Genomic DNA, 8,162 nt, shown 5'->3' with positions numbered 1-8,162 from the left:
GCTTCTTTTGTGCCTTATTCGAACTATGATAAAATGGAGTATTCAAGGAGTGGATTCCAACTTTAACGAAACAAAGGTGTTATCCAATACCTTTTGCTGGTTGTAAGTCGAGTTCTTGAGGGACGACTAAATAATATCATAAACTTACGAATACCTCTTCCTCATCGACTTTTTTAGAGAAAAAAAATAGTGAAATGGTTTTGAGAATGAATAAAATGTAATACCTTTGTAATGTCAATGAAAAACCATTCATTGCAAGTAAGAGAATTAGTTTATTAGTAAGTTAATAATCAGACAAAAGTAGTTGGACTGTTTTCGTGAAGAAAATTATTCAATGAAAATAGAGTCAAGTAATTTTTTTGAGTTATTTAGTTAAGTGGCATGGTCTGTATCTGCGAGAGTAGGTGCAGACTTTTTATTTCTTGGCACAGGGAACTTCTCGGCACAGTAAAAAAGTAATGAGAAAACAACTCGTTGATAATCTTCCTGATTTCGACCTTTTGCGACTTGGGAGGAAAGCTAAATGTCTGTTACACCTGATTTTAAGTTCCATCATCGTTATTATTATCACTTGCAAGTCCTGAAACATCGTTCAAGCCGACAGAGCTGTTAAAAGGCAGGAAGTCCTTAGTGAGGAAATTACCAATCATTGGTAATAGGATTACCAATGGCTGGTAATAGGATTACCAGTGGTTGGTAATAGGATTACCAGTGGTTGGTAATTAGGGCTATTGTGTAATAGTGTCTGCCAAACGCACTATCCCGGTTTGGTAGAAGATAAATCTAAACCGATTATCGGGCTGTTCTTTTATGTGATTTCGTCGATTTCCTAATGTCCGATACAGATTGAATACGTGTCTTTTTCATGGCTGTCATGTTCCTTTTATCCGATTAAAAGCAACTTACTTTGTTGAAATCAAGAATAAATACTTATCTTTGCAGTAGTATTCTAAAATATAATAATATGATGCAAATAGGAGACAAGGCACCCGAAGTTTTGGGAAAAGATCAGGATGGTAAAGAAGTTAAGTTGAGTGATTTCAAGGGGAAAAAGCTTGTTCTTTATTTCTATCCTAAGGATTCCACGCCGGGCTGTACGGCAGAAGCCTGCAACCTGCGCGATAACTACGAACTGATGCTCAAACGAGGTTATGCGGTGGTAGGTGTGAGTGTGCAGGATGAGAAGTCGCATAAGAAGTTTATTGAGAAATATGATTTGCCTTTTCCGTTGATAGCCGATGTGGAAAAAACACTGAATGAAACCTTTGGTGTTTACGGAGAGAAGAAAATGTATGGTCGCACTTACATGGGGACTTTCAGAACCACCTTTATCATCGATGAAACGGGCGTAATTGAAGATGTTTTCACACCTAAACAAATCAAGGTGAAGGAACATGCGGAACAAATTCTTGCCAAGGCAGAAAAAGAATAGGTAATATAACAACTCTCGAATTGAAAAGAATTTCTGGCAAGGTGAGGCAGCAACTCATTGCAAATGCTGCGACATACGAGTGTCGGGAGTTTATTGCCAACGACCCATCTTGCTTCATGCATCAAGTATCCGGTGAACGGAACCAAGAAACGATGGCGTTTATCGCCTCTTGTCTGAGCTATGGCTCGCGAGCAGTTTTTATGCCTAAAATAAGTTTTCTGTTGGAGGCGGCTTGCGGAGAACCTCATGATTGGGTAAGAACTGGAGCTTTTCTGAATGATATTCCCGATGACTTCGAGTGTTTTTACCGGTTGTACACGAATCACACCATGGTGGACTTCTTCCAAGCTCTGCGCGAGATGTTTCTGAAATACGGCAGCCTGCGATCGTATGTGGAAGGTTATGGACGCCGGAAATACGCTTCCCACACTGCCACTTGTGAGAAAATGCAAGGCATAGATGCAGTGGAGAGTCTTTGCAGCTTCTTTTCCGCTCGCCAAATCAAGGGCATGGTGCCCCAAAACACACGGTCTTCTTGTAAGCGTTTGTGTATGTTCTTGCGCTGGATGGTACGTCAGCCATCAGCTGTTGATTTGGGAATTTGGGGCGATTTCATCGATAAAAAGACATTAATCATTCCTCTCGATACGCATGTCTTCCAACAAGGTGCGAGATTGGGTCTCATCGAGGGAAAGTCCATCAATATGACTGCGGCAAGGCAACTTACGAATAAGTTGGCACGAGTCTTTCCGGATGATCCGTTGAAAGGCGATTTCGCGCTTTTCGGAGCAGACGTGAATGGCTGATAAGGACTATGCGAGGATAAAGCTATGGCACAAAAAACGTTGAAAGAGAAAACGGCAAAAGGTCTGTTTTGGGGGGCTGTAAACAATGGCTCCATGCAGGTGCTCAATGCTGTTATCGGAATTTTTCTCAGTCGCATCCTTACCACTTCCGACTATGGTTTGGTGGGAATGTTGGCTATTTTCACCGCAGTGGCAGCTGCCTTGCAAGAGAGTGGGTTTACTTCGGCGTTGGCAAATCTGGAAAAAGCCACCGACAACGATTATAATGCCGTGTTTTGGTTCAGCACCTTTGTGAGTTGGGGCTCTTATCTCCTGCTTTTCTTTTGCGCCCCACTCATTGCCGACTTCTTTCATCATACCGAGCTCGTCGATTTATCGCGCTTTATCTTTGCCACACTGCTGTTTTCGGCTGTTGGGACGGCTCCAGCGGCATATCTTTTCAAGAATCTCATGGTGAGAGAAACTGCCCTCTTGCGCATCACTTCACTGCTTGTGTCGGGCATGGTCGGTATCATTCTCGCGTTGAAGGGTTATGCCTATTGGAGTTTGGCTTGGCAACAAATGCTTTATATTTCCCTGACAAGTCTCGGTCGCTTTTTCCTTGTTCCGTGGCGACCGTCTTTCAAGATTGATTTTAAGCCCATTTGCAGGATGTTCTCTTTCAGTTATAAAATCCTTATTACAACCATCGTGAATACAATCAGCCAAAATTTCCTGACAGTCATCTTCGGACGTCTCTATCCGGCTGCGGCTGTGGGAAACTTCACGCAGGCTTTCAAGTGGGATACCATGGCGAGTACTTTTGTTTCCGGAACGACAGGACAGGTAGCGCAACCAATTCTCGTGGAAGTGAACAGCAATCGCGAACGGCAGGTGAACGTTTTTCGCAAGATGCTTCGTTTTACGGCCTTCCTTGCCTTTCCTGCCATGTTCGGATTGGCGATGGTCGCGCATGAGTTTATTGTTGTTTTGGTGTCTGAGAAGTGGGTCGGCAGTATTCTCCTGCTGCGGATTTTGTGTGTCAGTGGTGCTTTTCTGCCTTTTTATACCTTATACCAAAACCTGATAATCAGTCGTGGAAAATCCGATATATACATGGTTTGCACCATCGCTTTGATAGTGCTGCAAATAGGATTGATGATGGTTTGTTACGCCAAAGGCATTGTTTTCATGGTCAGTGTCTATACGGTGGTGAGTGTTCTTTGGCTGTTTGTTTGGCAATATTTCGCACATCGTGCAATAGGTGTGCGACTTTTGGATGTGATGCTCGACATCTGTCCTTATCTTTTCATTACGTTGGCAGTGATGTCAGCAACCTATTTCCTTACGATATCCGTTTCCAATCTGATAATTCTTCTCTTACTTCGGATTGTTTTAGCGGCAGTGCTTTATTTTATGGTGATGAAACTTTGCGGTTCTAAGATGCTTGCAGAATGTATGGAATATCTACGTGGGAAAAAGGGCTAACGATACATTTGCAATTGCATGATGGGGTAGAGTGCGGCACGTAAGATTCTGATGAATCCTTTGCCGTTGGTATGAAACAATTTTTGGTAGTTCTTGATGCAGTGGTATTGTAAACGCAGGAAATCCGTCCATCCCTTAGCGATTTCCAGTTCCATGATTTTGATGGCTTCTTTAAGATCCGGGCTGTGGGAAACGATGTCTCGCATTAGTTGGAGCTTTGCTGAGAATAGCGGACTTACCTTTTGTTTTGTTTCTCGATAATTTTTGCATCCCCAAAGCAGATTGTTCATGGCGTTTTTCCAAGTCGGAAGGCTTCTGCTATAGTCGGTATAAGTGGTTGCCGATGAGTGTCTGCGAAAATTTACAAGTACTTTATCGATGAAAACGATACTCTCCTTCCCTGCGGCAACAATCGAAAGAACTGCATCGTACATGGAGTAGCGATAAATCGAGTGATCAATGCAGGGCAATTCTTCCAACAATTCGCGCCTGAAGAGCAGCGTGTGCCCCGGCAATCCCAAGAACATCATGCGCAAAATGTTTACGTTTCGTTTCCGATGGTCGAAGAATGCAAACGAACCATCGGTTGAAAAAGGGCGCGAAAGTCCGCTACAAAGCAGCTTTCCTTCTATCGCCCTCATCTGTAGCTCAATTTTGTTCAATTCCCAGATGTCGTCTTGATCAGCCGTAGCAATGAAATCACCTTCAGAACGCTTCATTGCCGATAGGAAATTGCCGTTGACTCCGTGTTTTTCTTCATTCTTGAAAACTTTTATCCTTGCGTCCTTTCTCGCGTATTCTTTCAGAATGTTTTGCGTTTCATCGGTCGAACCATCGTCTTGGACAATAATTTCATGCACCGGGCAGGATTGTCGCAGGATGGAGTCTAATTGTTCACGGATAAATCTTGCACCATTGTATGTGCACATTACGACTGATATCTTTGCGTTAGCTTTCATTTTTTACAGATAGAGATAATCGATAAGGAGGAAAGCGTTGTAAACCATTAAGTAGGTCGTTAGCAAAAAGAGAGTGATGCGTAAGCCTCGTTCCGGTTTTCCATGAGTTGTTTTTAATAAAAACGCGATGTTTATGGGGATGACGTAAATCCAATGAGCCGACATGATATAGACTTCAGGAATTCCAAAGCCCAATCCTATGTGCAGTATCATATCCAAAGTGGCAAAAGAGAATACCATCCACATGAGTTTGCTGTGCCTTCCGCACCACAATCCACCGATGAACAGGAGTAAAATCAAACCTTCCGCGACATAATTCCATATCCAATCATAGCTTATAATGACCGGACGACTTACCAATACATCTTCCAATGTGTGTTTTTGATGCAGTTGTATGGATTCTCCGAAAAGATTTTCTATCACCGTTTTCCATCTTGGGGTGGTAACATCTGTCCACATGAGAAATCCTTTCTTGCTAATGGGTTTTCCGGTGTGCAGATTTGCGGGTTTCTGTGCTTTGGCTTTCAACACCACTTTGCGGTGTTCGCGCCAACGTTCTTGGAATGAATGGGCTATCTCCGCGCTGTCTTTCAAAGTCGTTGTGTCCTTAAACGCTGCAAACATTCTCTCCTTTTCCGCCCTTACTCTCATGGCTTGTTTGTGTTTGCGCTCCTTTACCGAATCGTTCACATACGTTTTATATTCCCAACTCCCAAATTGCCACAGCAAGGCCGCCGGTAAAAGTACTGCCACGATGAGATTTGCCGGACGAAAGAACGATTTTCCGCGTGTGAACAGGTTGGCAATAAACACTTTCAGTCCATTGTTCAACGATATTCCTGCAGTAATGAGAAAGAGCAGTATGGTTTGCCCTTTCTTCATTCGTTCTCCGTTCTTGATTTGTTTGCCGGCAATGTAAATCGTGAGTAGAAGCATGAACAGCGAGAGGATGAAGTGGTCGGGACTAACGGCTGCTACCATGATGTGTGCGAAGGAGAAAAGCAGGAATGAAAGCATGAAAGCGTCATTCCGCGCGATACCAATCAATTCTCTACATATTCTCGTCAAGATGATGAAAGCGTAGAAACTGCTTGCAATCAAAATGAAAGCCACGGTGAATTGGACGAAATTGATGCCCGTTGTCATCATCAACCAGTGATTCATGATATAAGCCGGATAGTAGAAAAATGCCAATAACGGATGTCTGTGCACATCAAATCCGGTGTACCAGTCGGAAACCACGCAATAAGTGAGGGGATCGAAGCCGGACAGATGGAAGTTTCTGACAAAGAGTTTGTAATAGTTTTCGGCGGGTTGGGAGAACTTTGGATAATAGCGGATAATTACCAAAGCATTGAGGAGTATCTGCCACAACAGGAACACTGCACCGGCGACGCGCTCGTCTTTCTTTATTTTCAGAAAATCAAATGCTTTCATATCAGATATCCGATGATTAGTCCTCCGTTGTAAGCCCACAGCCAAATGGTCAGCAAAGTTATGATGAGTCTGAATGTTCTGCGTGGCGCGTCTGCTAAAACTCTCGTAAGATAGGCGTATGCTATCGGAACGATGAAGATCCAACCCGTTGTCATGATATATACTTCGTTGATGCCGAAGCCAAGTATCAGATGTAGCGTTACATCGCAGGCGAAACTAAGTAGAAGCATTTGGAAAAAGCGCTCTTTTATCGCGATGAAACCGCCGAAAATGACGAGCAGGACGATAATACCCTCTATGATATAAAATAGGATGCTTTCATATTCAACGAATATAGGTCTGTCCCATGAGACATCTTTCAAGAGGTACTTTCGGTGGAGTTGTATGGATTCTCCAAAGAAGTTCTCAACTATGGTTTTCAGTCTCGGAGTTGAGATGTCCATAAGCTTTCCGATGCCTTCCTCGCTCATCTTCTTTCCGGTATGCTCCTTCAACCATTTGGTGCGTTGCTCAGCATAATTGCTCACCTTTTTTGGATTTTTTTGTTTGCTTTTTACCTCTATTTGTTGAATGACCTCTTTCTGTGGCACTTCCAAAGCGTAATATTGCCATTGCTGAATGGCAACCAGCAAAGCCACCGGCAGGACAATTCCCAAGAGAATGTATCTGGGATGGAAAAACTTTCGCCCATTCGTGAATAATCCGGCGAGGAGCGTCTTTGCACCATTCGATGTTGCCATGCCCGCTGTAAAGAACAGTAATACTGCCGATTGCCAAGGCTTTAGCCGATTGCTTTGTCTTATTTTCATGCCACAGATATAGAATGTCATCAAGAGCAGCATGAGCGAAATGATGAAATGGTCGGGTACCATGGTGGGAATCATTACGTGTCCGAACGAAAACATCAGTAAGGTGAGCAGCGTGGCATCGAAACGGCTCACCTCAATCACTTCCCTAAGGATGCGATACATGAACAAAACCGCATAAAAACTCGACAGTATGATGACAACCGCCATGAGGAAAACGGCAAAATTGGTACCCGTCTGTCCGATGAGCCAGTGATTGAGCACATACATTGGATAGAGAAGAGTAAGGAAAAGTGGGTGGCGCGCGGTCTCAAAATGAATTCGCATTCCGGAAATGGTAATCCACGACCAATTATCGTAGCCGGACATTCTGAAATTCTTTGAGAATATCGTCCAAAATCCATTGTGTGCCCCCATCGTATATACACCGTAATGGCTTTGGATAAGCAGCGCGTTGAACGCGACGAATATCAAGAGTAGCGTCAGTGCTGGCCAACGCTCTTCGCGTTTCACCTTAAAGAGTTTTAAAACAGACATTTTTCAAAATCCAATTAACTTTGCAAAGATACAAAATATCCATCGTCCGGGCATCGTAAAATCAGACAAAAACGGAATTCTCCGAATGATAGCCACCTCTTTCCTACACGAAGGTCTCTCCTTTTAGCTTGAGTTGGTATGGAATTTTTCTTTTTTTCGGATGCCGCGCTTTTCATTCGTGATTTAATTCTTCCTGTTCCGAAAGCCAAAATTCTTTGTTAATGACTGTGAAAAACGATGCCTCGCATGCTCATCGATTTGGTCAGAGTTTTCCATGAAATAGAAATGAAAATTCAACAGTTTCTTTAAATAACCTGCGGAAAAGGCAAAAAAAATTCATTAAAACGCGAAATAAACTCGGCAAAAATCGATTCTGAAGTTGCTAAAACTTACTTTTGGAAATGTAAAAGGTAAGCTTTTGCCTTCCATTTCCTTAGCTTTTGTCTTGCAAAAGGTAAGCTTTTGTCTTTTCCTGAATTCACTTGTCAGATCTGACGATGTTTTTCTGTTTTACTTGTCAAATATTTTCTTATTTACTGAATGACTTGACATTAACATTATATAGTTTAAATTTGAAGTCAGTGCACTTGCATAAAAGAAGATGGACAACACCTAAGTTCCGTCATATTTTCGGCAAGGTCTTAGGGGGCTCGATGCCCCCTGGGACCTTTGGTGAAGATGGCATAAGACCGTCGTTCGCCATATTTTCGGCGTTCCA

The 8,162-nt window shown here is 42.9% G+C and carries 6 protein-coding genes; 3 read left to right on the top strand and 3 right to left on the bottom strand.

Translation table 11 applies throughout. From position 1 onward, the window contains the following. Nucleotides 1-967: 967 nt before the first annotated feature. From bcp to E0E16_RS10150, 3 genes are read left to right on the top strand one after another with little or no spacing between them, the layout of a single operon-like run. Entirely contained in the window at nucleotides 968-1,432 is a 465-nt protein-coding gene (gene bcp / locus E0E16_RS10160) for a thioredoxin-dependent thiol peroxidase (protein WP_130830635.1), read from the top strand. A 20-nt stretch (nucleotides 1,433-1,452) separates the two neighbouring features. Beyond that, nucleotides 1,453-2,238, top strand: a complete 786-nt coding sequence (locus E0E16_RS10155) for a TIGR02757 family protein (protein ID WP_240048124.1) — start codon at nucleotides 1,453-1,455, stop codon at nucleotides 2,236-2,238. A 24-nt stretch (nucleotides 2,239-2,262) separates the two neighbouring features. After that, on the top strand, nucleotides 2,263-3,705 hold the full coding sequence (locus E0E16_RS10150) for a lipopolysaccharide biosynthesis protein (RefSeq protein ID WP_130830211.1): 1,443 nt from the start codon (nucleotides 2,263-2,265) through the stop codon (nucleotides 3,703-3,705). Here the strand turns inward: E0E16_RS10150 and E0E16_RS10145 are convergent. Genes E0E16_RS10145 through E0E16_RS10135 form a run of 3 tightly spaced genes read right to left on the bottom strand, consistent with a single transcriptional unit; the run spans nucleotide 3,702 to nucleotide 7,444 of the window. Beyond that, nucleotides 3,702-4,664 (bottom strand): glycosyltransferase, encoded by a 963-nt coding sequence (locus tag E0E16_RS10145; RefSeq protein ID WP_130830210.1) that lies wholly within the window; start codon nucleotides 4,662-4,664, stop codon nucleotides 3,702-3,704. The two genes, E0E16_RS10150 and E0E16_RS10145, sit on opposite strands and share 4 nt — an antisense overlap. Nucleotides 4,665-4,667: 3 nt before the next feature. Continuing rightward, nucleotides 4,668-6,101 carry a DUF6080 domain-containing protein gene (locus E0E16_RS10140; RefSeq protein WP_130830209.1) on the bottom strand — a complete coding sequence of 478 codons (1,434 nt, stop codon included), beginning with the start codon at nucleotides 6,099-6,101 and terminating at the stop codon, nucleotides 4,668-4,670. After that, a complete protein-coding gene (locus tag E0E16_RS10135; protein ID WP_130830208.1) occupies nucleotides 6,098-7,444 on the bottom strand; it encodes a DUF6080 domain-containing protein in 1,347 nt (448 codons plus the stop codon). The genes E0E16_RS10140 and E0E16_RS10135 overlap by 4 nt, the downstream gene beginning before the upstream one ends. Between the last annotated feature and the right edge of the window lie 718 nt (nucleotides 7,445-8,162).

The organism is Prevotella rectalis (assembly GCF_900607215.1).
Taxonomy (GTDB): Bacteria; Bacteroidota; Bacteroidia; order Bacteroidales; family Bacteroidaceae; genus Prevotella; species Prevotella brunnea.
Note: the sequence above shows the minus strand (reverse complement) of the source record. Positions and strands in the feature narration are given on the sequence as shown.

What these genes read in the sequence shown, in the direction of transcription:
- bcp (WP_130830635.1), top strand. Translation starts at nt 968, where the DNA reads ATGCAAATAGGAGACAAGGCACCCGAAGTTTTGGGAAAAGATCAGGAT.
- E0E16_RS10150 (WP_130830211.1), top strand. Translation starts at nt 2,263, where the DNA reads ATGGCACAAAAAACGTTGAAAGAGAAAACGGCAAAAGGTCTGTTTTGG.
- E0E16_RS10145 (WP_130830210.1), bottom strand. Translation starts at nt 4,664, where the DNA reads ATGAAAGCTAACGCAAAGATATCAGTCGTAATGTGCACATACAATGGT.
- E0E16_RS10140 (WP_130830209.1), bottom strand. Translation starts at nt 6,101, where the DNA reads ATGAAAGCATTTGATTTTCTGAAAATAAAGAAAGACGAGCGCGTCGCC.
- E0E16_RS10135 (WP_130830208.1), bottom strand. Translation starts at nt 7,444, where the DNA reads ATGTCTGTTTTAAAACTCTTTAAGGTGAAACGCGAAGAGCGTTGGCCA.